This is a genomic window from Streptomyces sp. DSM 42067 (assembly GCF_055792885.1).
In genome coordinates this window covers 7,751,026-7,770,920 of the sequence record NZ_CM147706.1, presented here as the reverse complement: position 1 = coordinate 7,770,920, position 19,895 = coordinate 7,751,026, and the positions used below count along the sequence as shown (strand labels likewise).

The window sequence follows — 19,895 nt, the reverse complement described above, 5'->3', positions numbered from 1 at the left end:
CGTGCGAACCCTCGGCATCGACCTCGCCGCCGGCCCCCGGACCACCGCGGCCGCCGTGGTCGTCTGGGAAGGGTCGACCGCCGTCGTCGAGCCTCCGCGGCTGCGGTGCACCGACGAGGATCTGCTCGGGCTCCTCGGCGGGCTCCAGCCTGGTGACCGTGCGGGGGTCGACTGTCCCTTCGGCTGGCCGATCCCCTTCGTGGAGGCCGTCTCGGCTCATGCCGCCGGGAGGCCGTGGCCGGGGCGCGGCACCGACAGCACCACGCACCGGGCCACGCTGCGCCTTCGCCGTACCGACCTGTTGACCCACCGGGCACTGGGAGCCGGGGCCCGTCCGCCGCTGTCCGTGTCCTTCGACCGGCTCGGCGCCACCACCGCCCGCTGGGCGCACCTTGCCGACGCGCTCGCCGCCCGGGGGCTGGAGGTGGAGCGGACAGGCGCGGGCAGCGTCGTGGAGGTCTACCCCGCCGCTGCCCGGCTCCGCTGGGGTCTCGGCAGCCCACGCTCCATGGAGGTCCTGCTGGGTGCGGTACCGCAGCTCCGGTGCGATCCGGGCGTCCGGGAGCTGTACGACCGCAGCGAGCACGCCTTCGACGCGCTGATCGCGGCACTGGTGGCGCGGGCCGCCGCGCTCGGACTCACCGCGCTGCCCGAGGGCGAGGACCGGACCGCCGCCGAGATCGAGGGATGGATCCATCTGCCGCTGGCGGGCAGTCTGCCTCGGCTGTTCCGACGTTCAGTGGACGGCCTCTGAGCAGCGTCGGCGCACCTACTTCTTGCCGCCGACCGCCTCCTTCTTCCTGCCGGCTTCCGCCTCCTTCTTCCTGCCGCCGACCGCCTCCTTCCGGAGAAGGTCGAGGAGGCTCGGTGTCCCTTCCGTGGTGCGCACATCGATGAACGTACGCACATGACCGCCGTCCACTGCCCGGCGCAGCAGCGCGTTCGCGAGATCCGCACGCGAGGTGAACCGGCCGGGAAGGCGCGCGTCGGCGACCTGGTAGTCGCTGACGGCGGTCGTGTCGAAGAGACCGGCGGGACGGATGACCGTCCAGTCGCGGTCGCAGTCGCAGTCGCGCACGATCTCCTCCATGCGCCGCATGTCGTCGTACACCGTGCGCCCGGGAAAGCGCACGATGAACGGCTCCAGCACCTTGCGGAAGAAGAAGCCTTCCCCGGGCGCTGCGACGCCGAACAGCACGGTCGACGTCACGCAGACCAGGCGCCGGACGCCCTGTTTCGTCATCGCCTGCGTGATGTGGGTGATGCCTTCCGAGTACACCGTGACGGGGTCCCGGCTGTAGGGGACGCCGAGGGCCGAGATCATCGCGTCCTGACCGGCCACGGCCCGTTCGACCGCAGCCGGATCGAGCACGTCCGCGCGTACCACGTGCAGGCGCGGGTCCTCCAGCGGGAAGGCGTCGGGCCGGCGTGTGACGGCGGTGACCGTGTGTCCTTCGGCGATGGCCTGTTGGGCGACCTGCCGTCCGGTCGGACCATTCGCTCCGAAAACGACGAGCTTCACTGGCTTTCCTCTCAGTTCTGGGGTGTCTTCGCCGTCCAAGAGGGCCTGCCGGGCGGCGAGTGTGACATCCCGGTGAAGGGGCGACGATGGGAGGTACAGAGCAGGCAATCGTGGCGGGGAGCTGGGTGATGCATCCGGAAGACGGCGCACGGCGCGCCGGACACCGCGGTGTGCCGCACACCGCGGACCTGCGGGTGGAGGCGTGGGCCCCGACCCGCGAGGAGTGTCTGGCGCACGCGGTGCGGGGTGTCTGCGAGTCGTTCCTGGATCTGTCGGGGGCGGGCGCGACCGGTGTCCGCAGGCGGGACGTGGTGGTGCGGGCGGACAGTGACGCGGACCTGCTGGTGGCCCTGCTGGAGGAGGTCGTGTACTGGCTCGACACCGCCGACGAGGTACCGGTCGACGTGGAGCTCACCGAGACGGCCGACGGTCTGCGAGCCTGTCTGCATATGGCTGACGCCTCATCACTTCCCGTGACGGGCGCGGCTCCCAAGGCGGTCACGCTGCACGACCTGGACTTCGCTCACGGCCCCGAAGGCTGGACCTGCTCCGTGACGCTCGACGTGTGAGGGCCCGCTCGACGTGTGAGTGCCCGCTCGACGTATGAGTGCCCTGAGCCCTGCGCACGGTGGCATCTGCCGCCCCAGCCGTGTGATCCCTGAGCACGGAGCGCATCCGCACTCCTGGCCCGTGGAAGACGGATCGCGAGCAACCTTTTCCGAGCGGGAGCCGAGCCCGGGCGAGCCGAGTGCGGCCCGATGACCGCAGTACATCAAGGAGTGAACCTTCATGGCAGTGTGCGAGGTCTGCAACAACGACTACGAGATGTCGTTCGAGGTACGGGCGCAGGGAGCCGTCCACGTCTTCGACAGCATCGAGTGCGCGGCCCAACGGATGGCCCCGACGTGCGTGAACTGTCAGTGCCGCATCCTCGGTCACGGGCTGCAGAGCGACGGGCAGTTCTTCTGCTGCGCGCACTGCGCCCGCCAGCAGGGGTTCTCGCAGCTGGTCGATCACGCCTGATCCCGGTCCGCCCCCCAGTGCACTCGCGGGATCCTGCTCGTACTCCGGAGGATCTCGTACGGGCCCTCCGCGCGGCAGGGATCACTGATGAACGTCTGCTCGAGGCCGTGCGTACGACGCCGCGAGAGTATTTCGTCCCCAGCGGCCGTGCGGCTGCGGCCTACGACGACGTACCCGTATCGATCGGTCATGAGCAGGTGACCACGCAGCCGTCGCTGTCGGCCATGATGATCGAGAGCCTCGAGCTGGGTGGGGACGAGCACGTACTGGAGGTCGGTACCGGTCTCGGCTTCCAGACCGCGCTGCTCGCCCGGTTGGCCGCCGACGTGGTGAGCATCGAGATGTGGCCGGACGTCGCTGCCCAGGCCGAGCGCAACCTGGCAGGCCAGGGCATCCGGAACGTGGAACTGCGGGTCGGGGACGGCAGCGGCGGCGTGCCCGACCGTGCTCCGTACGACGCCGTCATCGTGTCCGCCGCTTTCCCCGAGGTCCCCGCGCCGCTGATCGAACAGTTGCGGCTCGGGGGCCGCCTCGTGCAGCCCATCGGTCACGGCGGCGATGAGGAGGTCATGTCGTTCCGGCGCACGGCTTGCGGGCTGGACGAGGGGCGGCTGCTGACGGCGGCCCGTTTTGTACGTCTGCGGGGGCGGTACGGCTTTCCCTGATCCAACGGGTGCTTCGGCGACAGCGTCGCACGTACGCTCGACGTATGGACATCACGCTGGTCCAGGACGGCCCGTTCCGTTTCCGTATCGACCAGCAGGATCCGATGCGGGTGCCCGGGGTCGTCTTCGCCACGCGCGACCTGTTGCCGCAGGCCGCCGGGGACAAGGCGCTGGAGCAGGTGGCGAACGTGGCGACGCTGCCCGGCATCGTCCGGGCCTCCTTCGCCATGCCGGACGTGCACTGGGGTTACGGCTTCCCGATCGGCGGTGTGGCCGCCACGGACATCGACGACGCCGGGGTGGTGTCGCCGGGCGGGGTGGGATTCGACATCTCCTGCGGCGTCCGGCTGCTCGCCGCCGACATCGAGCGTGATCCGCTGGCCCCGAACATGCGGACGCTGATGGACATCCTCGGCGACACGATCCCGCGCGGCATGGGACGCGGCGGGCTGTGGAAGCTCAAGGGCCGTCCGCAGATGGAGGAGCTGCTGGTCGGCGGCGCCCGGTACGCGGTCGAGAGCGGCCACGGTGTGCCGCGCGACCTGGTGCGCTGCGAGGACTACGGAGTGCTGGACGGGGCCGATCCGTCACAGGTCGGGCAGCGGGCGGTGGAGCGGGGGCTTCAGCAGGTGGGGAGCCTGGGCTCGGGCAACCACTTCCTGGAGGTGCAGGCCGTGGAGCGGGTGTACGACGCCGAGGCGGCGGCCGCCTTCGGCCTTCGGCCCGACCAGGTCTGTGTGATGATCCACTGCGGCTCGCGGGGCCTGGGGCACCAGGTGTGCACCGACCACGTCCGCGTCATGGACCAGTCGCTGCGGGCCTACGGCATCCGTATCCCGGACCGGCAGCTGGCCTGCGTGCCGGTCGTCTCGCCGCCCGGCCGTGCGTATCTCGGGGCGATGGCAGCGGCCGCCAACTACGGGCGCGCCAACCGTCAGCTGCTCGCCGAGGCCGCACGCCATGCCTTCGCCGTCGCGGCGGGGGTGGACGTGGACCTGGTGTACGACATCTCCCACAACACCGCGAAGATCGAAACCCATGAGGTGGACGGCGTGCAGCGCCGGCTCTGCGTCCACCGCAAGGGCGCGACGCGGGCGCTGCCGCCCGGCGACCCGAGCCTGCCGGAGGATCTTGCAGGCGCCGGACAGCCCGTACTGGTCCCGGGCACCATGGGCACCGCCTCGTACGTGATGGTCGGCACCCCCGGGAACGACGCGTTCCTGTCGGCCTGCCACGGCGCGGGGCGGGTGTGGAGCCGCCACCAGGCACTGCGCCGAGTCCGCGGTGAGGAACTCCGCAGCGAGCTGGAGTCGCAGGGCATCGCGGTACGACCGTCCTCCTGGCGGGGACTGGCCGAAGAGGCACCCGGCGCTTACAAGGACGTCGACGCGGTCGCCATCGCCACCGAAGGCGCGGGGCTGGCCCGGCTGGTCGCCCGTCTGCTCCCGCTGGGGGTTGTCAAGGGATGACGCCGAGCATCGGTCGGTGATGGTGTCCGACCGCAGGGTGCTCATCACGATGACGGTCGACCACGTGTACGGGTCCGACATCAGCTGACGGCGCTCGCGGCGGACGACGAAGCGACGCCCGCCGCCGCCGCGCACCGCGACCGCGCAGGCGCTGGAACCGCTCGGAGCCCCTACGGACCTGCGTGGCCGATTTGGTTCACATGGGGTGTCGCTGACTCAACTGGTACCCACGGTCCTTATGGTCTTGGTGCTCGTGCTCGTTGGGCACCGCCCCAGAAGTGGTAGGTGCCCGCTCGGCCGAATGTCCGAAGCCGGGGCAGGAACGTACGTGCTCGGTCAATCAGGAGTGCCGCCTTGCCATCTACCGAAGCCTCATCAGCGCCGGGCAGTCTTGGCTGGAACCGTGAGACCGCGACACTGGCGCTGCTGTCCTTCGCGATGCTGATCGTCTCGCTGGACCAGTACATCGTGGTGGTGGCGCTGCCTGACATCGCACGCGATTTGGGCTACTCAGCGCAAACGCTCCAAACGGTGATCAGCGCTTACTCGGTGGCCTCGGCCGGCTTCCTGCTGTTCGGCGGTCGTGCGGCGGACCTGCTCGGGCGGCGCAGGATCCTGGCGACCGGGCTTGTTCTCTATGCCGGAGCGTCACTTGCGGGTGGGCTCGCCACCGGGCCGGGCGTGTTGCTCGCTGCCCGCGCGATTCAAGGACTTGGTGGAGCCTTGGTTTTCCCCACCACTCTGGCGCTTGTCAACACCACGTTCCCGGAAGGTCAGGTGCGCAACCGTGCGTTGGGTATCTGGGGCGGTGCGGGCGCGGCCGGCCTTGTGATCGGCGTGTTGCTCGGTGGACTACTGACTCGGGCTTTCGGCTGGGAAGCGGTCTTCCTGGTCAACGTCGCCTTGGCGGGTCCGGCGCTGCTGCTTGCGTTCGTACTGATTCCGCCCGACGGTGAACGCGAGAAGGGCCGCAAGTTCGATCTGCCTGGCGCGCTGAGTGTCACTCTGGGCGTCACCTTGCTCGTATTCGCTCTGGTTCAAGGACCCGGGCTGGGCTGGCTTTCGCCTGGCATTCTCATCAGCGCAGTGGCCGGTCTGCTACTCGTCGGAGCCTTCGCGGTAATCGAGCGCCGCAGCTCCGACCCTCTGATGCCCCCTCGGCTGCTCTCGAACCGAAATCTCATCACTGGCGTCGTCATCGCATTCATGTTCATGGCGACCTTCGGCTCTGTTCTCTACTTCCTGTCGCTCTACTTTCAAGAGATCCTCGGCTACGACGCCCTGCAAACCGGCGCCGGATTCTTGATCCCCACAGCGGTGGTGGTGGCAGGCTCAACGATGGCGGGCCAGATTGTGACGCGCATGGGACTCAGAGCCACGCTGGTGGCCGCACTTGGCATAGGGGCGGTCGGCGCCGTGGCGCTCGGCCTGGCGATCTCGCCGGACGGCTCGTACGTCGAACTGATCCCAGGACTCGTGGCGCTCAGCATCGGTGACGGCGTGGTGTTCACCACCATGTTCATCACCGCCGCGACTGGAGTGTCGGACCGGGACCAGGGCATCGCCTCAGGGGTCGCCTCCACGGGCTCCGGGGTCGGAGCCGCGGTGGGCCTCGCCATCCTTGTCCTGGTAGCCACCGCGGGTCTCGATGACCTCACCGGCGAGCGCCTGCGGATCGCAACCGCAGACGGGATCCGCACCACGCTGTTCGTCGTGGCCGGCGGGATCGTCGTCACGCTGCTCGTTGCTGTAACACGGTGCCCGACGCCAACAGCGCCACCGCCTGCTCCCGTACCCGCCCAGTGGCGTCGGTGTTGACGCGCGTGGGACACGGCCACATCCGGCAATGCTGCCCGATGTCGCGGCATCTACGGGCGACCGTTCGGGCCCGACTACACGCCCGGGCCCTTGTCTCTGCTCCGCCCGGTGATCCAAACGAAACTGCCTACTGATCCGGCGGGATCCGGTAAACGGAAACGTGGGAACGCGACTCGACAGTGAAGTCGGATCCGGTCCAGTCCGCGTGCCTGGTCTCCAGCTCGAACCCGGCCAACTGAGCCATGAGGTCGAGCTCGGCCGGCCAGATGTAGCGGTGTGGGCTGCGGAACAGCTGAGCTTGCCGGCTCTCATCGAACCTGAAGTGGTGCGATACGACGTGCTGCCGCAGAACGTCGTACGTGTCCAAGCCGATGTAGCCGGGCTCGGAACCCCAGACCGTCGCTTGCTGACCCGGTGGGAGCCTGCGCAGGTCAGGCACCCAGAGCTCGATCACGAACCGACCGCCGGGTGTGAGGTGGCGGGCTGCATTGCGGAAGCACGCGACCTGCTCGGCTTGGGTGAGCAGGTTGGAGATGGTGTTGTAGACGAGATACACGAGCGTGTACTTGCCCGGGGCGAGGGCAGTCGCCATGTCACCGACGATCAATGGGATCGTCGCTTCATCCGCCTTCGTTCGCAGCCGGTCGATCATCGGGAGTGACATCTCGATACCGGTCACGGCGACCCCTCGCTCCGCGAGCGGAACGGCCACGCGCCCGGTTCCGATGGCGAACTCGAGCGCCCGCCCGTCGCCTGCGAGTTCAGCGAGGCGGTCTACGGTCGGCCCCAAGACCTCCGGCGCGAACATGCCTGTGCCCGGCGTGTCATAGCGCTGGGCGGCATCGACGTCCCAGATCTGCTCCTGATCCATGCCGCCAACGATCACCATGGGTGTGCGCGTTGTCCAACGAATTTGCGACCTCACGGCCCCGGTACGCACTCGGTGTTGCGCGGCTTCTCCGGTCGGCGGCTCGTCAGGCCTTGAAGGACCGCTGACGCCTGCTCGCCTGCGAGTTGGCTTCTGGTTGCGCGTCACCCCAAAGTGTGAATCCGGCTGCCCGCCGCGCCGGGTGCCAGGGTGGGACGGGCGGACATGGGCATCGTTGCCGGGGTCATACGGGGCCGCGGAGCGGTGGTCCCGCGGAGCCGATGGAGGGCGCGCATGCTCGGCACAGACTTCACCCACGGATCACCCATCTGGATCGACCTCGGCAGTCCGGACACCACCCGGGCGGCCGCCTTCTACGGCGGCGTCTTCGGCTGGCAGTTCCTCTCTGCCGGGCCCGAGGCCGGCGGGTACGGGTTCTTCCAGAAGGACGGCAAGACCGTCGCCGCACTGGGGCAGCTCACCGAGGAGGGCGCGACGAGCGCCTGGACGGTGTACTTCCGGACCGATGACGTCCAGGCCACGACCAAGGCCGCCGAGCAGGGCGGCGGCACGGTGCGGGTGGCGCCCATGCAGGTCATGGGCGAGGGGTGGATGGCCCAGTTCACCGACCAGCAGGGGGCGCAGTTCGCGGTGTTGCAGCCGGGCACGACGCAGGGAGGGCTGGAGAAGGCGTCCGAGGACGGCACTCTGGTGTGGGTGGAGCTCCACGTACCCGACCCGGTGGCCGGGATCGGCTTCTACCACGGCCTGTTCGGCTGGCGCTCGCAGGAGATGCAGGCGCCCGGAATGACGTACCGGGTGCTCAGCCTCGAGCACGGGGACCAGCAGGACACGTCCTTCGGCGGGGTGGCCGCGCTCCAGGAGGGCGGTCGCGGGCCGAGCTGGGTGCCGTACTTCGCGGTCGCGGACGCCGACGAGACCGTCAGGAAGACGGAGGAGAACGGCGGCTCGGTCCTGATGCCGGCGGAGGACGTACCGGAAGTCGGCACGATCGCGTGGCTGGCGGACACCGCCGGTGCGGTCTTCGCGGTACTCAAGCCGAGCCCGCGGCAGGGGTGAGCGGGAAGACATCTTCCGCCGTCGTGTGCCGTGGCGTGCGGTTTCCGAGCGCAGCGCGCTCGGCACCACGCTGCGACGGCAGTCCCGGGGGGCGGTGAGAGTGCGGCCTTGCGTGAGAGTGCGGCCTTGCGCTCGCATAGGGACCCAGCTCCATCGCTCCCTCGCGCGCAGCCCGGGCAGCTCCACCTGGCGGTACGCGGGGTGGGCTGCCTGGGCCGAGTTCAGATACGGCAGGACAGCGACGGGGATGTCGCCGCGCACCCGTGCCTACCCGGGAGTGGTGAAGCGGGCCTGCCACAGGTCGCGGAGCAACGCGATCTCGGCCATGTGGTGGATGAATTCGAGGTTGGACCCCCACAGCACCGAGACATACGGGTCGTCGGGGGCGGAGCCGTACGGGTACTGGGAGAAGCCGACCGTGTCGAGCTGCTCCTCGGTGACGGCAGCCACGCTGTCGCGCCAGCGGTCGATCACCGCCCAGAATTGCTCGAGTGCCAAGGCGGCGGAGGGGGTGAAGTCGACCAGCTGTTTGGGGTCCCGCCGCCGCTCACCGAAGGTCCACTCCCATTCGCCCGCGAATTGGTAGTGCAGGTGTCCCAGCCGCCACGCGATGGTCGTGACCGACGTTTCGTCGGGCTCCGGCTCACCGGTGTGGGCGAGGACCTGCTCGACCCGCTCGACGCTCACGCTCCAGTCCTCGGCAATCTTGGCGACGGTCATGCCGTCGGCGGCCTGCCGGGCAACCTCGGCGTACTCGCTGGCCGGGATGTCCGGGGCACCCAAGTCGAGCACCCACTCGCCCGGCCCGAACGCCCTGGGCGTCACCGCCTCGCCCCGGCGCCGCATCGACCAGCAACCGGGCACCGGCTCCCACAGGTACTCCTCGTCGCTGAGCCCCGTCAGCCGCACCTGGGCCGCCTCCCTGGCTTTGTCGAACTGGTCGAGCAGTAAGCCCAAACGGTCGGTCCGCGCGCGCTCGATCTCCATGCCTGGCTCCCTTCGCGGTCGCAGCTCGTACTCGCCGCGATCGGGGGGAAGTTAACGGCTCACCTCACGCGGCGCGACTGGTTTTCTCGCCACCGAAGCGGTGCGGCACCACCCGCATCACCGCACTCGTTCAGGCTTGAAGCCGTCGGTGCCGGTGCTCATCGTCACCCACAGGAACGTCCTCGGCGCCCTTCAGCCGGCAACCGCCGCCAACCCACCTCGGCCGCAACCCGGCAACGGCGGCCAAGTGCGCCCACGGCGGGGAGTTGTCGGGGTGGTCGAGGGTGCCGAGGGCGAGCAGACCGGTGGGCTGGGCATGGTCGCCGAGGGAGGCCGCCGGGACCTGGCCCCCGGTGCTTGTCAGGCCATGATTCGGATCAGCCCGACGCTGCGCTGCGCACGAGGGCCTGCTTCTGCACCTGGCACCGCTCCTCGTATCACGCTCATCGACTGTCCTCCAGGGGCCTCGCCACGGCTACGCTCACCCCTCGCATCGAGGGTGGCGGCACCTTAGACAACTTCCGGGGGGCAGCCATGTGCGCCGCGCACAGGTCTCGGCCCACTGACTGTGCCGGACGCCCGACCCGTCGGCCGCCGCTCCGCACCGGCGTCATCGGCGGTGCGGAGCGGCGTACCGGAGCGACGGATGGGCGTCAGGGCGCTCCGTCCGAGCCGTCGAGCACGGTCTCCGGGATCTGCACGTTGATCAGTTCTCCGGAGCGCGGGTCGACGGTGAGGGCCCGGCCGGGCTTGCGGCCGCGCAGGTGGGCGTGGGACAGGCGGGCGCCGATGAAGTCGCCCTCCAGCACGCTCTGCGGGCCGAGGAGGACGCCCTTGCGGTGCCGCTTCAGGGCGCTGAGCCAGCCCATCGCTCCTGTCATGGTCTCCGCGGTGGCGGCGATGACGACACCGATGCCGTGGTCCCTGCCGGACTGGGCCAGGGAGCGCAGGTTCTTGTCGATGTCCGGCAGGACGAACAGGTCGGCGTCGTCCACGACGACCACCCGCGGACCGCTGCTGGCCTCCAGGGCCTCGGTGAACTCCTCGACCGTGGGCTCCGTCGCGGTGATCAGCCGTACTCCCGGATGGTTTCCGAGGGCACGCAGCGGCGATTCACGGGGAGCGAGGATCACCAGCCGGGTGCCGGAGGCGAGCAGCGAGACGGCCAGTGAGGCCAGGGTGGTGCTTCGTCCGGAGCCGGGAGGGCCGACGACGGCGAAGGCCGGTGAGGTGTCCGCGAGGTCCACCCCCACGGGTGACACCGCGTCGCCCCCGAGGCCCAGCAGGCCCCACATCGGCCGGCGGAACTCCTCCCCCACCTTCTCGTACGCGTCCGTGAAGGTCACCTTCACCGGCAGCGTGCCGATGCGGGCGGGCCTGCGGTCCGTGGGGAGTCCGGCGTCGCGCCGGGTCGCCTCGGCGCCGATCCGGCGCAGCGCCTCGGCCTGCTCCTGCCCGCCGACGCCGGGTGCGAGCAGCGCCACCTGGATCTCGGTGCCTCCGTCGGAGGTCCAGCCCCGGCCGGGCTGGATGACGTCGGGGATGTCGCGCGAGCGCTTGCCGACGGCGTGGTAGTCGGTCCGGTCGTTCAGGCGCAGCAGCAGCTTGTTGTCGTTGAGCGCGGTGGCCCGTCCGGACAGCAGGGCGCGTTCGGAGGTGGCGACGACATGCAGGCCCGCAGCGGCGCCTTCTCTCAGCAGCCGGTTGAGCAGCTCCACCAGGCGGCCGCCGTTGTGGTCGGCGACGGCCTCGATCAGCGCGTCCCAGCCGTCGATGAACAGCATGATGTGCGGCGGGCGGGCACCGGCACCGACGATCTCGCGCAGCTCGGTGAGGTTGCTCGCGTGGTGCTCGGTGAGGCGTTCCTGTCGCCGTTCCAGTTCCGCGTCGAGTCTGGCGAACAGCCGTTCCAGCCGCTCGATGTCACCACGGGGCACCACGGCGCCGCAGTGCGGGAGCACGCCCAACGCCGTCAGCGCGCCACCGGCGAAGTCGATGCCGTAGAGGTGGACGTCGGCGCTGGAATGGCCTTGGGCCAGGGCTCCGGCCATGGTGCGCAGCACCTGGGAGCGGCCGGAGCGCGGGATTCCGATGACGTACAGATGTCCGAACTCGGCGAAGTCCAGGCGGACAGGCAGCTGTGCCTGTGCTTCGGGCAGGTCCGACAGGCCCCACGACACCGGGGCGAGGCGGGCGCGGCCGGACTCCTCGGGCTGCGGCAGGTCGTCGATCAGGACGTCCGTGCCGAGGGCCGGCAGCCAGGGGCTGGGCTGGGGGGCGCACCCAGCGAGCTCCGCCGCCTCGGACAGCGCCTCCACCAGCGCGTTGAGGTCGGTGGGGACGTCGTCGACCGCCATGTCCGCCGCGGTCTCCCCACCGGGCTCCGACTCGGCCGTGCCGGGCAGGCCTACGGCGCGGCCGAGGCGCTGCCAGTGGAGTTCGGTGCCCCATATGCGGGACTCCTCCACGGGCTGCTGCTCCCTGGACTCCAGGGAGGGCTTCACGCCGGGCAGGGGGGTGCCGGCGTAGGCGGTCTGGAAGGGTACGACGGTGCCGTGGCCGAGGCGGGCGAGGGCGCGGCCGGGGGTGGCCGCGGAGATGCTGACGGCGTCCTTGGTGTCGATGACGTCCTGGCTCTCCGAGGGGTCCGTGACCCGCAGCGCGATCCGCAGATTCGTGTTGGCCCGGATGTCGGAGTTGACCACGCCGGCCGGGCGCTGGGTGGCCAGGATCAGATGGATGCCCAGGGAACGGCCGCGCTGGGCGATGCTCACCAGGCCGGGGATGAAGTCCGGGATCTCCCGGTAGAGGGTGGCGAACTCGTCGATGATGATCACCAGCCGGGGCACGGGCACCAGCTCGGGGTTCCGGCGGCGCATGCCCTGGTACTCGGGCAGGTCCTTGGCCCCGGCATCGGCCAGGATGTGCTCGCGGCGGGTCAGTTCGGCCTGCAGCGAGGTCAGCGCGCGCTGCACCAGATGGCTGTCGAGGTCGGTGACCATGCCGAGGGTGTGCGGCAGGTCCACGCAGTCCTTGAAGGCACTGCCGCCCTTGTAGTCGACCAGGACGAAGGTCAGCTCGTCCGGGCGGTTGACCGCGGCGAGCGCGGCCACGAAGGTCTGCAGCAGTTCGGACTTGCCGGATCCGGTGGTCCCCGCGACCAGGCCGTGCGGGCCGTCCTTCACCAGGTCGAAGGCGACCGGTCCGTCGTAGCCGGCGCCCAGCAGGACGCCGGTGGACGCCGGCCGCTGTGCCCAGCGGGCGGCGACCTGCTCGGCGCTCGGCTGCGGCAGGCCGAGGAGTTCCAGCAGCCCCACCTTGGCGGGCAGGCCCTCGGAGGCGTCCGGGGTGACGTCGCGGATCGGGGCGATGCCCCGGGCCACGCGCTCGCACCAGTCCGGCTCGACCAGGTCCGGCCGGATGTCGGGGACGTCGGGCTGTCCGGTGCGGCACAGGGTCAGCCGGTGGCTCTCGTGGCGGACCACGGCGGTGCACTCCTCCGGCAGGAGCCGTTCCTCCTGGTCCAGGCAGAGCGGGAAGATCCGGACGGCCGGGCCTTCCTTGAGGATCGAGACCACACCGGGTACGTCACGCAGGCGCCGGGCGCCGTCCATCACCACCAGGACGTCCGGTTCGCTCAGCAGTGCCTTGCTCATGGTGGACTCGGCCGCCCGCTGGCGGGTGCGCAGGGTGGAGACGAGTTCGGCCACCCGGTTGGCCACCGTCTCCGGGTCGTTGCCGATCAGGGTGACGGCGCCGCCGCGGGTGCCGGGCAGACCGTCACGGGAGTGCGGCAGCCAGCGCGCCCAGTGCCAGGAGTCCTGCGAGGCCTTGTCGGTGAGGACGACGATCCGCAGGTCGCGCGGGGTGTGCAGGACGGCGGCCTGGGCCGTCATCCACCGGGCCAGGGCCTGGACCGGGCCGGTCGCGCCGGCCAGACCCACCACACCGCTCTCGACCAGGTCGACGCCGACCGGGGCGTCCGGGATCGTCCAGTGGACGGCGGTGTGGTTGTCCTCGCGGGCGGTGTCGTCGATGCCGAGCAGGGACGGCTGCGGGGCGGTGCCGATGCGCAGGGCCAGGTGGTCCGGGTCGCCGCGGCGCCGTTCCCACAGCCGACGGCCGGGGCCGACCGCCCACAGTCCGGCCACCGCCGGGTCGGGCGCGCTCTCGGTACGCAACCGCCGTTCGGTGGCGACCTTCTGCCGGACGTCCTCCTCCAGCGAGGCGCGGCGCTGCCGGTAGATTCTCGACTTCTCCTCGTAGTCCTTGCGGGCCTGCCGCCGTCCGCTGACGTAGTTCGCGGCTATCAGCACCGGCGACAGGAACATGAAGATCAGATAGAAGTACGAGTTCAGGAAGAACATCATGCTGACGCCGAAGACCATCGGGGCGAGGGCCACGAGCAGCGGAATCGGCCTGCGTCCGGGGGGATCGGGCGGTCCGGGCAGCCGGAACCGCTCGGGCGCCAGATGCGGCAGCATGCGCGGCGGCCGGTTGTAGTCCAGGCCGCCTCCGCCCTCGGACGGCACCACGGCGGCGTCCCTGGACGTCGGTTCGGTCAGCCGCAGCAGGTACTCGCCGACGGACAGTTCCGCGTCGACGGGCCAGAGCACCCAGCCGTCGGGGAGCTCCGCGGTCGAGTCGGGGGCCTCCTCCGGCTCGTCCTCCTCGTCCTGCTCCGCGAGCGGCAGCAACGGGGTGTTGGGCCTGCCCCGGTGTTCCGGCGGCTCCGGCACGGACAGCCGCGCCGGGCCGCCCTCGGGCAGCTCCACGATGGCCGAACCGTCCGGGCGTACGGTCACCCGGATGCCCTCGCCCGGCATGCCCCGGCCGTCGAGCGGGACGGCCGCGTCCGCCAGCGGGCCGATGCCGTGGGTGCCGAGGCCGAGCGGGTGGACCCGTCCGGCGTCCGGGCCACCCACCACCTGGAGTTCGACCACCGGTGCGTGGTCCGCCCGGTGCGGTTGCGGCATGGCGTCGCGTTCGGGGCCGTAGGCGGTGGCGGGGGGCGGCTGCGGCGCGCCGAGGGCGACGACGCTGCCGTCCATCAGGCGGGTGGCGCCCAGCGGGGTGCCCGGGGCGAGGGGTTCCTCGCCCAGGTAGCAGGCCGGCACCGGTCCCGGTGCGGCGGGCGGGGTTCCGGTCTCGTCGGTGTCACCGGCGCGCAGCTGGGCCAGATGTGCGGCGACGTCCTCGACGGGGGTGTTTCCGGACGCGCTCAACAGCACGTCCTGGCGGCCGGTGGCGTCGCCGACGGCGACCGTGGTGATGAGGAGTTTCACTTCTCCTCCTTGAGGGTGGCTCGGGGGTGGGCGGTTCGGGTGCGGCGTGGCGGGCCGGGGCCGGTCGCGGGGCTCGGGGCCCCCGACAGGCGTCAGTCCTCTCGTGTGCCGGAGGACGCAGCGGTGGTGCGGTCCCGGGCGGCGGCCGGTTCCGCGAGCAGGTCGGATCCGGTGGTGGTCCGGGCGGGGGCCGTGGCCTGGAGGGGGGACCTCGGTGGCTCCTCCTGGAGAACCTCGGCTTCCTCGAGCGCCTGGGTTTCCTCGAGTTGCCGGATTTCCTCGAGTTCCCGCGGCTGACGTTCCCGGGTGCGGGGCCGCTGCTGAGTGGGTGCGCCCCGGCGCGGGGCCGACTCGCGGCGCAGCCGACGGCGGTCCGCCCGGACGGCGGCGGCGACGGCTCCGCCCAGCGGAGCCGAGTCCGCGTCCAGCTCCAGCTCGGGCGCGGTCACCCGGCCGCGTCCGTCGACCCGCAGGGCCCAGCTGTGCCCCGCCACCCGGCCGTCGATCAGGCAGACGACGACGCCCGAGGCGGCGAGGGCGCTCAGCCGCCGCGCCTGTTCCGGGCCGGGGGCGGCGCAGACGACCACGGTCGTGGCGGCGCGACCGGACTCGTCGAACTCACCGGCGCCTTCGGTGTCCCGGTGCTCCTCGGCCGCCTCTTCCAGGTCGCGCAGCAGGGCGTCGAGCCGCTGCCCCCGGTACTGCGGATGAACCCCGTCAGTGACGGTGACCGAGGCCCCGCTGCCGGGCCGGTCCAGCTGTGCGGCCAGCGCCTGGAGCAGCCGGCCCCGGGCGGCGGCGTCGCCCTCGACGGTGATCAGCCGTGGTCCGGCGGCCAGATCGAGGTGGACGCAGGCGTCGTCCGCCATGCCAATGGCGACCGGTAGCGGACGGAGGTGCGCACCGGTGCGGGGCCGGCCCTGCGACAGCCCGTCCGCCTCCGCCAGGGGAAGCTCCCAGCACTGGGGGCCGGCCTCGTCGGATGTCTCCCAGGGGACGGGCGGTTCGGGCAGTGGGCGGGCGGCGATCTGCACGGCGGCGAGTCCGGGTTCCGTCCGCACGGCATGGGGAACGGCTCCCGGCGCGTCGGCCAGGGCCGCCGCTGCCGCGTCCAGCAGCCGTCGTACGAGCAGGCCGCCTCGGGGGTCGGACAGTTGACGGGCCAGGGCTCGTACGCCGCGACGGTGGCGCCGGTAGGCGCGCAGCGGTTCACCGAACGCCCGCCGGGTCAGGGTCAGTTCACGGCCGACGCAACGCCGGAAGCGCCGCCAGCCGCCCCGCTTGCGGATCACGTGCCGCAGCAGCAGAAAGAGCAGCAGCAGGACGACCACGGCCACGATGATGACCGTGAGCAGGGAGTCGTTGGGCTTCCCCAGCGCGATGACGGAGCCGTGCGTCGGGTCGGGGGTGAGCACGCCGGGAACGACGGAAGTGGCCGGGACGGCGGTGGTCAGGTCGGGGCTCGTCGCGGCCGCCCCGGTCATGCCGCCGCCAGCGCGTGCTCCGGGTGCCGGCGGCGCAGCTCCCGTATCGCGTGATGGGTCCGGGACTTCACCGTTCCCGGCGGAATGCCCAGGGCGTCGGCGGCGTCTGGACCGCTGCAGCCGAGGACGTAGACGTAGAAGAGCACTTCGCGGTGGGGATGCGAGAGCCGGGAGAGGGCGTGGACCATGAAGCGGCGCTGGACGGCCTGGCTCATCGGGTCCACGGGTTCGACGTGCTTCTCCAGGGTGTGTTCGTGCTGGAACTCGGGGTGTGCCCGCTCGCGCCGGGACCAGTCGATCACCAGATTGTGCGCCACCCTCATGAGCCAGGCCCGGGACGGCGACCAGTCCGGCGGCTGGTTGGCCGTGCTCAACCAGGCGCGCACCAGGGTTTCCTGGACGAAGTCCTCGGCGCGCTGTCGGTCGCCGCGTATCAGGCTCGAAACGTAGCGCAGCAGCGGACCGTGGTGTTCTTCGTAGAGCCTGCGGATGGATCCGTCGGCGGAGGGGCTCGCGTCGCCGGAAGGTCTCGCATCGCCGGAAGGCGTCTCTTCGCCGGCGTCAGGAGCGCTCCTGGGCGCGGCAGCACTGGGCATGGGCGTTCTCATAGATTCCCCCAGGGCCGGCATGGATCTTCTGTGCCGGTCCGGTCGGGCGCCGCGGCTGCGGCGTTGGCTGGGCAGGGCTGAGCACGGGTACCCGGTTGGCCTCACGATTCATGGGTGGAAGGTGAGGTTCCGCTCGGAGTCTATGAGTGGTTCTGGAAGATTCAAGACTTCCTGAGAAGAACCTGAGGTTACCGATGAGAACTACATCTTGCCGTTGGATGACGGACAGATCCGACAGCTGATCGACAGCTCCCGCATCCCCGCCCGCGTCGGCATTCGGAAGAACACACAGGCAGGGGCGCCGGTCCGGGGGAGGAACCGGCGCCCCTGCGGGATGGATGCCGACCAGAGGGGGGTCTGGGTCGGCATCCGGCTCGGGTGGACCGGGCTCAGGTGGGGATGCCGCCGGCGATCTGCGTGTCGAGGTTGTTGACGGCGTTGCAGACGTCCCGGAACTGCTTGGAGAACTGGGTGATGTTGTTCACGGCCTCGGTCAAGGACTTGTTGAAGTTGGCGTAGGAGGTCTGCATCTTCGGGCTGGTCGCCGTCAGCAGCAGGCCGCCCTGGAGGAGGTTCTCGACGTCGGCCTGCAGCGAGGACAGCTGGGGAACCAGGGTGTCGCTGACGGCGGAGTCGAGCTTCTTGGCGGTGCTTTCGATTTCCTCGTCGTCGATGACGTTCTTGGGCATGGTGCACCTCGTTTTCTGTTGCGTGGGCGCGCACCGGTCGTTCGGTGCGCGAGGGGCCCGGCGGCGCCGGGAAAGCGCGCGCAGGGAGCTTCGGGGGTGGGGCGTCGCCCCACGGTGGGGGTCAGCGCCAGTTCTCGCCGAGTGTTCCGAGGGGCGGTTCGGCGCTGGTGCGTTCGTGCTGTGTGATGGACTCCCTCAGGTACCAGGTCCCGTCCTCGGCGCGCTGCCAGATCTCCTGGATCTCGTTGCTCGCGTCGGCCACGAAGCGGGTTCCCGTGTTCTCGTTGGTAACGACCTTGGTGAGGGAACCGTCGGAGCCCGTGTAGTCGGTCCGGGTGACGCCCTCCTGCACCGTGGTCGTCTGTCCCGGGGCGGAGGAGCCGGACGGGCGACCATCCCCGTCGACGAGCGGGTTCTCCACCGTGAGATACGCGGGGGGCCTGTCCAGCCGCTGTTGGGCATCCTCCTGGCCGGCCTCGGAGTTGAGGTAGGTCTCCTTGTCCATGGTCAGCTCCCAGTCGCCGTCCGGCCGCTTGGTCCAGATCTGGAGCGTGTCCTGGCCGGTCTCGTCGGTGACGTAGCGCTTCATCCACCCGTCGGGCGATCCCTCGGGCGAGGAATCCATGTAGATCTTGGTGACGGAACCGTCGGAGCTGCGGATCGTCGTCACGGAGTCGCCGTCCCGCGTCAGCGGGTGGTACGTCTCGGAGTAGCTCAGCCCCGTGTTCTTGTTGGTGACGGTGGTCGTCGTCTCGACGGGGTCGCCGTTCTTGTCGACCTTGATCTCACCGTTCTCGTCGAGCTGGTACGACACCGTGGTGGTGCTGTTGGCGTCCTCGATGGTGTAGCCGTTGGGCACGAACGCCTCGTCGGGCAGATCGTCCAGCTGACCGCGCATTCCCCTGAGCCGGCCGACGTCGTCGTCGCGATCCGGATCCCATTCGCGCAGCTTGTCGTGCTCCTCGGCGAAGCTGTCCTGGAGGTCCTGCTGCCGTTGCTGGACGGGCTTCTCCTCCTCGGTCAGCGCGGTCTGCGCCTTGTCGGTGTCCGACTGGTCGTCCCACAACTCCTTCTGGCGGTCCTGCAGGTCCTTCGACTCCTGGTCCAGGGGGTCCAGCCGCGTCTGGAGGTCGGCGCGTTCGGCGTCCAGGCCGTCCTGCTTCTCCTCCACGGCGTCCTCGACCTCCTCCTGGGTGGACTTCTCCAGGGCCCAGAGGTCCTTCTGCTTGGTCTGGAGTCCGTCCTGCCGCTCGGAGAGGGGCTCCTGAGCGCGGCTCAGCGCGTCACGCTCGTCATCGAGTTCCTTCTGCCGCTCATTGAGCGGGTCGAACGCCTTCTCCTGGTCGCGCTGTTCCTGCTCCAGCGCGTCCCAACGCTCGGCGAGCCCCTTGCCCTCGGACTCCCACAGGGCGTCCCGCTCCTTGTCCAGAGCGTCCTGCTTCCGCTGCCAGGCGTCGAGCTCGGCCTGGGTGACATCGCCCTTGCCCAGCAGCGTTTCCCGTTCCTTCCAGAGAGCTTCCTGCTTCTCCTGGAGGGCGTCCTGCTTGCCGTCGTAGGCCTTCTGCTCCTGCTCGAGCGCGGTGGCCTTCTTCTCCATGGCCGCGTCCTGCTCCGCGCGGAGGGCCTTCTCGTCCGCCCAGAGTTGCTGCTGCTTGCGCTGGAGTTCCTCCTGCTGCTTCAGCAGAGGCTCCTGGTCCTTGCGGAGTGCCTCATACTCCTTCTGCAGTTCGTCCCGCTTGGCCTGGAGCTTCTCGTCGCGCTGCTTGAGGAGTTCCTTCTCCTCCTGCCAGAGCCGCTGCTGTCTGGCCTGGAGTTCGTCCTGCTGCTTCAGCAGGGGTTCCCGCTTCCTGGCGAGCTCGTCCTGCTCCTTGTTGAGCTCTTCCTGTCGCTTCTGCTGGGCCGCGGTCTGTTCGTCGATCTCCCGCCGCTTCTCGACCAGGGCGTCCTGTTCCTTCTTCAGGCGCGCCTGCTGGGTCTTGTAGCCGGCCTCCAGTCTTCTGGCCTGGTCCGCGCGGAGCTTGCCGTCCAGCTTCTGCTTGCGTATCTCGTTGTGCCGGGTGGCCTCGTCGCGGACCTGGGCGGTGACCTGCTGGGCCGCGCCGGCGGCGTGGGAGGCGTCCTGGTCGTAGAAGGCCTTGCCCGCCTTGTCGAGGAGGTTCCCGAGGTCGGTCATGACCTGCCAGCCCTCACCGAACGACTTCTTCCAGGCGCCGTAGAAGTCCTCCAGCGCCTCGGCCGTCTCCCGGCGGGGGCCGATGTCCCCTGCGGCGAACGTCTTGTCCGTCTGCGAGGTGACGTCCAGTTCGTCGCGGAGGTGCCACAGGTGGCGCGCGAGGACGGTCATCAGGTCGTAGTCGTAGGAAACGCGGACCATGCATCCCGTCCTTTCTTCGAAGC

The 19,895-nt window shown here is 70.4% G+C and carries 15 protein-coding genes; 7 read left to right on the top strand and 8 right to left on the bottom strand.

The genetic code is table 11. The features are described 5' to 3' along the window. Position 1: 1 nt before the first annotated feature. Complete coding sequence (locus ACSMXV_RS34840) at positions 2-754, top strand: DUF429 domain-containing protein (RefSeq protein ID WP_473175093.1); 753 nt, start codon at positions 2-4, stop codon at positions 752-754. A gap of 15 nt (positions 755-769) precedes the next feature. Here ACSMXV_RS34840 and ACSMXV_RS34835 read toward each other — a convergent pair whose 3' ends face one another. Further along, on the bottom strand, positions 770-1,522 hold the full coding sequence (locus tag ACSMXV_RS34835) for an NAD(P)-dependent oxidoreductase (RefSeq protein ID WP_473175092.1): 753 nt from the start codon (positions 1,520-1,522) through the stop codon (positions 770-772). 128 nt (positions 1,523-1,650) lie between these two features. Between ACSMXV_RS34835 and ACSMXV_RS34830 the strand changes: the two genes are divergently transcribed. From ACSMXV_RS34830 to ACSMXV_RS34810, 5 genes are all read left to right on the top strand, one after another. After that, positions 1,651-2,091 carry an archease gene (locus ACSMXV_RS34830; RefSeq protein WP_473175091.1) on the top strand — a complete coding sequence of 147 codons (441 nt, stop codon included), beginning with the start codon at positions 1,651-1,653 and terminating at the stop codon, positions 2,089-2,091. Between the two features lie 220 nt (positions 2,092-2,311). Further along, positions 2,312-2,545, top strand: coding sequence for a hypothetical protein (locus ACSMXV_RS34825; RefSeq protein WP_473175090.1), 234 nt, complete (start codon positions 2,312-2,314; stop codon positions 2,543-2,545). Positions 2,546-2,562: 17 nt separating this feature from the next. Then, a complete protein-coding gene (locus ACSMXV_RS34820; protein ID WP_473175089.1) occupies positions 2,563-3,210 on the top strand; it encodes a protein-L-isoaspartate(D-aspartate) O-methyltransferase in 648 nt (215 codons plus the stop codon). 44 nt (positions 3,211-3,254) lie between these two features. Continuing rightward, positions 3,255-4,679: an RtcB family protein gene (locus ACSMXV_RS34815; protein WP_473175088.1), complete on the top strand. Its 1,425-nt coding sequence runs from the start codon at positions 3,255-3,257 to the stop codon at positions 4,677-4,679. A 354-nt stretch (positions 4,680-5,033) separates the two neighbouring features. Next, positions 5,034-6,497 carry an MFS transporter gene (locus ACSMXV_RS34810; RefSeq protein ID WP_473175087.1) on the top strand — a complete coding sequence of 488 codons (1,464 nt, stop codon included), beginning with the start codon at positions 5,034-5,036 and terminating at the stop codon, positions 6,495-6,497. Between the two features lie 127 nt (positions 6,498-6,624). Here the strand turns inward: ACSMXV_RS34810 and ACSMXV_RS34805 are convergent, their stop codons facing one another. After that, complete coding sequence (locus ACSMXV_RS34805; RefSeq protein WP_473175086.1) at positions 6,625-7,368, bottom strand: class I SAM-dependent methyltransferase; 744 nt, start codon at positions 7,366-7,368, stop codon at positions 6,625-6,627. A gap of 291 nt (positions 7,369-7,659) precedes the next feature. Here ACSMXV_RS34805 and ACSMXV_RS34800 point away from each other — a divergent pair, with 291 nt between their 5' ends. Continuing rightward, positions 7,660-8,445, top strand: coding sequence for a VOC family protein (locus ACSMXV_RS34800; RefSeq protein ID WP_473175085.1), 786 nt, complete (start codon positions 7,660-7,662; stop codon positions 8,443-8,445). A gap of 267 nt (positions 8,446-8,712) precedes the next feature. Here the strand turns inward: ACSMXV_RS34800 and ACSMXV_RS34795 are convergent, their stop codons facing one another. The 6 genes from ACSMXV_RS34795 to ACSMXV_RS34770 all read right to left on the bottom strand — a co-directional run bounded on the left by ACSMXV_RS34795 (position 8,713) and on the right by ACSMXV_RS34770 (position 19,872). Next, positions 8,713-9,432, bottom strand: a complete 720-nt coding sequence (locus ACSMXV_RS34795) for a DinB family protein (protein WP_473175084.1) — start codon at positions 9,430-9,432, stop codon at positions 8,713-8,715. Between the two features lie 653 nt (positions 9,433-10,085). Further along, positions 10,086-14,717 carry an FtsK/SpoIIIE domain-containing protein gene (locus ACSMXV_RS34790; protein WP_473175083.1) on the bottom strand — a complete coding sequence of 1,544 codons (4,632 nt, stop codon included), beginning with the start codon at positions 14,715-14,717 and terminating at the stop codon, positions 10,086-10,088. A 92-nt stretch (positions 14,718-14,809) separates the two neighbouring features. Further along, positions 14,810-16,201 (bottom strand): hypothetical protein, encoded by a 1,392-nt coding sequence (locus ACSMXV_RS34785; RefSeq protein WP_473175082.1) that lies wholly within the window; start codon positions 16,199-16,201, stop codon positions 14,810-14,812. Further along, positions 16,198-16,797, bottom strand: a complete 600-nt coding sequence (locus tag ACSMXV_RS34780; protein WP_473175081.1) for a sigma-70 family RNA polymerase sigma factor — start codon at positions 16,795-16,797, stop codon at positions 16,198-16,200. The genes ACSMXV_RS34785 and ACSMXV_RS34780 overlap by 4 nt, the downstream gene beginning before the upstream one ends. 401 nt (positions 16,798-17,198) lie before the next feature. After that, positions 17,199-17,498, bottom strand: a complete 300-nt coding sequence (locus tag ACSMXV_RS34775; protein WP_473175080.1) for a hypothetical protein — start codon at positions 17,496-17,498, stop codon at positions 17,199-17,201. A gap of 121 nt (positions 17,499-17,619) precedes the next feature. Then, positions 17,620-19,872, bottom strand: a complete 2,253-nt coding sequence (locus ACSMXV_RS34770) for a hypothetical protein (protein ID WP_473175079.1) — start codon at positions 19,870-19,872, stop codon at positions 17,620-17,622. Between the last annotated feature and the right edge of the window lie 23 nt (positions 19,873-19,895).

Excerpts from the sequence above, each read along its gene's own strand:
- ACSMXV_RS34780 (WP_473175081.1), bottom strand. The coding sequence starts at position 16,797 with ATGCCCAGTGCTGCCGCGCCCAGGAGCGCTCCTGACGCCGGCGAAGAG.
- ACSMXV_RS34805 (WP_473175086.1), bottom strand. The coding sequence starts at position 7,368 with ATGGATCAGGAGCAGATCTGGGACGTCGATGCCGCCCAGCGCTATGAC.
- ACSMXV_RS34800 (WP_473175085.1), top strand. The coding sequence starts at position 7,660 with ATGCTCGGCACAGACTTCACCCACGGATCACCCATCTGGATCGACCTC.
- ACSMXV_RS34830 (WP_473175091.1), top strand. The coding sequence starts at position 1,651 with ATGCATCCGGAAGACGGCGCACGGCGCGCCGGACACCGCGGTGTGCCG.
- ACSMXV_RS34770 (WP_473175079.1), bottom strand. The coding sequence starts at position 19,872 with ATGGTCCGCGTTTCCTACGACTACGACCTGATGACCGTCCTCGCGCGC.
- ACSMXV_RS34785 (WP_473175082.1), bottom strand. The coding sequence starts at position 16,201 with ATGACCGGGGCGGCCGCGACGAGCCCCGACCTGACCACCGCCGTCCCG.
- ACSMXV_RS34795 (WP_473175084.1), bottom strand. The coding sequence starts at position 9,432 with ATGGAGATCGAGCGCGCGCGGACCGACCGTTTGGGCTTACTGCTCGAC.
- ACSMXV_RS34825 (WP_473175090.1), top strand. The coding sequence starts at position 2,312 with ATGGCAGTGTGCGAGGTCTGCAACAACGACTACGAGATGTCGTTCGAG.
- ACSMXV_RS34815 (WP_473175088.1), top strand. The coding sequence starts at position 3,255 with ATGGACATCACGCTGGTCCAGGACGGCCCGTTCCGTTTCCGTATCGAC.
- ACSMXV_RS34775 (WP_473175080.1), bottom strand. The coding sequence starts at position 17,498 with ATGCCCAAGAACGTCATCGACGACGAGGAAATCGAAAGCACCGCCAAG.